This window comes from uncultured Mucilaginibacter sp. (assembly GCF_903913935.1).
Classification (GTDB): Bacteria; Bacteroidota; Bacteroidia; order Sphingobacteriales; family Sphingobacteriaceae; genus Mucilaginibacter.
On the sequence record NZ_CAIWNH010000546.1, the window covers coordinates 1 to 2,971 of the forward strand.

A 2,971-nucleotide genomic window follows, 5' to 3' on the forward strand; every position below is an offset into this window, starting at 1 on the left:
ATGAATTTATTGTTAAATAATTGTTTGAAAATTTGTTTTTGTTAAAAAACATCCATATTTTCATGGAAATATTTATAAAACAGTTGCAATTATTAAATTATTCATAAAAAAACTCAAGAAAAAGCATAAAAATTATTTCCTTAATATAATAAAAACTATTTACGTATTAAATAACTGAATCAATCAAACTAAATTAAACTAAACAAACAAACAATGAAAGTAAACGTTACAAAGTTCAATTTGCTCAGTTCAGTCCGACAACTGACGCGCGAGAAATGGGCACTTGGTGGAACCATTTTGGCGGGAAAAATGATAGGCCTTGGGCTTGTTGTGTTGGCCATTTTTACATTGCCCGGATTTTTTGGTACTGCTGCTCATGCTGCGGTAACTGCCAAGGCTGACACCACAGCGCTTGAGCACTCCATTATTAATACCGCTAAAGGGTCAATGGATTCTATCAATACCGTATGGACATTGGTTGCAGCGTTCCTTGTGTTTGCAATGCAGTCGGGTTTTACGATGCTTGAAATCGGATTTGCCCGTAAACGTGAAACCGTAAATATTTTAATGGAGTGTATCTTTGATACATGCCTTTGCGGTATTTTATTCTATGCAATTGGCTACGCTTTTATGTTTAGTTATGGTAACGGTTTTATAGGTTATCATTGGTTCTTCCTGCAGGGAACTGCTGTTGGCAACCCAACTGATACTTATCTTGCAACAGGTGTTCCTATTATTGCTCACTGGATCTTCCAATATGCTTTTGCTGATACTTGCTCGACTGTAGTTTCAGGTGCGATGATCGGTCGTACAGGTTTCCGTGGTGATATCCTTTACAGTATCGGTATTACAGGCTTTATTTATCCTATCATCGGTCACTGGGCTTGGGGTCCTGATGGATGGTTAGCTTTAATGGGCACAAAAGGTAATTTCTTTGTTAGTTTAGGACAAGGGTTCCGCGATTTTGCCGGTTCAACAGTAGTACACACTATTGGTGGTATGGCGTCACTTGCAGGAGCCGTAGTTTTAGGCCCACGTATAGGCCGTGTATTTGCACGTGATGGCGGTGGCATGCCTCCGGGCCACAACTTGCCTATGGCAGCTGTAGGTGGTTTCATCTTATGGTTCGGCTGGTATGGCTTTAACCCTGGTAGTACACTTTCAGCTATGGATGCGATCGGCATTGGCCGTGTTGCTACCAATACAACGCTTGCCGCTTGCGCCGGTGGTTTTACCGCTATGGCTGCTGCTTTATGGTGGGGGTCGACAAAAGGTAAATTCGACCTTGGTTTTACTGTAAATGGTTTCCTTGCAGGCCTTGTTGCTATTACTTGTCCATGTTACTGGGTTAGCCCGCTGGGTGCTACTTTATTAGGTGGTGTTGCTGGTTTCGTTGTGTTTGGTGGTGTTAAATTACTTGAATACATGCGTATTGACGATCCAATTGGCGCTGTTCCGGTTCACGGTTTCTGCGGCATCTGGGGAACATTATCATTGGGCTTATTTGCTTCCGGCCAGTTCGGTGCTACAGGCCCTTACGGCGCTGACAACTCTGCTCCGGTAAAAGGTTTGTTCTACGGTGGAGATTTCAGCGTTTTAAAAGCACAGGCTATCGGTACATTTACTATTGCCATCGCAGTGTTCGTGGTTACCTGGGTAATGATGAAATTGATCATGCAATTGCCGCATCCATGGAAACTGCGTGTTGAAGCTCATGGTGAAACAGGTCCGGGTGGCTTGGATATGTTCGACCACGGCGCTTCAGCTTATGACTATGAAGACGGCGATGTTAGCTTAACCGGCCTTTTTGAAAAAGACGGAAAAGTAACCGCTTAAGTTTAAAATATAACGCCCTTGTATAGCTGGTTGATCAATTCAATGATAAACATCCTGCAATCAGCTATACAAGGGTTCTTAAAAATGTTAACGTAATTTATTCAATACATCTGCTGAATTCTTATCAAATAGTTCAGACAAGGATGTTTTATGCTATAACTTCGCAATTCAATCAAACCAAACTATTAACAATTCAACAAAAATTATCAATCAATTTAATTATCATGAAAAAAAGATTTCTACTTTTAATACTTGCTGCATCATCTTTCAGTCTTGCTGCCAACGCGCAGGACACGATTAAAACCACCGGCGACGCACCCCTGGTGCTGAGTGGTTCGGTAGATACCTATTTTAAAACCGACTTTTCGGGAAAAGCAAATATCCCAACCAGTTTTGCAAACGAATTAAACTCTGTCTCGATCGGTATGGTCGACCTTGGTTTAAAAAAATCAGTAGGCAAAGCCTCATTTGTTGGTGAACTTTCTTTCGGTCCACGCGGTCAGCAGGAATCCATTCCAAATGCCGATCCTGGATTAGCTTATGTGGGTAATTCAGCAGGTGTGGCTTATTCCAGCTACCATATCCAGAATTTATATGTATCGTATAACTTTACAGATAAATTCAGTATGACAGCCGGTTATATGTCAACCTTTATCGGATACGAAGTGATCAGCCCTGCGGCTAACTTCAACTATTCAACTTCTTATTTATTCACTAACGGCCCGTTCCAGAATGCCGGCTTAAAAGCCACTTATGCATTTTCGGACAAAGTAAGCTTAATGGCGGGTATATTTAATGACTACTGGAATGTTTACCAGTCAGGCGGAAAGGTTAATACATTTGGCGCTCAGTTAACCGTAACCCCTGTAAAAAACTGGACAGCATACCTGAACGTGGTAACCGGTTCATCATACGGAACAGAATTTGACCTTACAACTGCCTGGCAAATTACAAGTGCTTTCAAACTGGGTTTAAACGCTGCTGATTTCTCTGCCTCAAACGGTGTAACCGGTGGATTTTCGGGTGTAGCCCTGTATCCACAATTAGCCGTATCAAAAGCGGTAACCTTAGGATTAAGGGGTGAATATTTCACTACAAAAACCGGAACTTATTCAACCGGCGGCTTAGGCCCTGC

2 protein-coding genes are annotated in these 2,971 nt (G+C 41.9%); both read left to right on the top strand.

Annotated elements, in window-relative coordinates; translation table 11 throughout:
- Nucleotides 1-213: 213 nt before the first annotated feature.
- Nucleotides 214-1,836 carry an ammonium transporter gene (locus QZY09_RS22030; protein ID WP_295676180.1) on the top strand — a complete coding sequence of 541 codons (1,623 nt, stop codon included), beginning with the start codon at nucleotides 214-216 and terminating at the stop codon, nucleotides 1,834-1,836.
- A gap of 224 nt (nucleotides 1,837-2,060) precedes the next feature.
- The coding region (locus tag QZY09_RS22035; protein ID WP_295676182.1) for a porin at nucleotides 2,061-2,971 on the top strand (911 nt) is incomplete at its 3' end.